Here is a 707-nt window from a genome sequence, read left to right on the forward strand (position 1 = left end):
GCGTTAGCGGTTGGGTGTGGCGTCGGGCAGGGTGGCGGCCACAGCACAACGCAAGCGCCGCCCAAGGTGACGACCACAGTGGCCCCCACCCTTACCCCCGACGCCATCGACTCGCTGATCTTGGCGCCGGACCTGATTAGCGAGATTGTCGGTGCGAAACTCAACTGGGCGTCCAAACCTCCGCCCGGCGCGACCTCCCCGCCCGTGGCCGCCTTCGCCGACGAGGGTGACCCCGAGTGCGAACCGCTGATCGCGCCAGACACGTACTCGGTGGGGGTGGCTTACACCGCGTGGCGGAGCAATCTCTACAAAGAGGACAAGGACACGTACGAGCATGCGGTCCGTCAAGCCGTTGCGACGGTCGTCGATTCCAAAGCAGCGACGGTGTTGCTTGGCAACGCTTTTGCCAAGCGTCTCGACGCCTGCAGCAATGCCGTCATCCACCTGAGCGGCAAATATCGATGGAGATTCCAGAAGACCGACGCGACCGATACGGGAGTGCGGTGGACGGGAACGGAACTAGAGGACGGGCAGATCACCGGTTGGATCTGCCCCAACGTGGCGCGCGCGAAGAACAATGTGATCATCACTGCGCAGGTGTGCCAATACGGCAATGGCGCTCCGGCCACCGCGACAATTCTGGACAAGATGTCGGAGAAGATACCCCGATAGACCCGGGAGAATCGGAATACTTTGTGCAGGCGGCG

At 62.8% G+C, this 707-nt stretch carries 1 protein-coding gene; it reads left to right on the forward strand.

From position 1 onward, the window contains the following. A partial coding sequence (locus A5692_RS17635; protein ID WP_231984356.1) for a sensor domain-containing protein occupies window positions 1–672 on the forward strand: 672 nt, incomplete at its 5' end. Window positions 673–707 lie beyond the last annotated feature (35 nt).

Origin of the sequence: Mycobacterium sp. E342 (assembly GCF_001667665.1) — a bacterium.
Taxonomy (GTDB): Bacteria; Actinomycetota; Actinomycetes; order Mycobacteriales; family Mycobacteriaceae; genus Mycobacterium.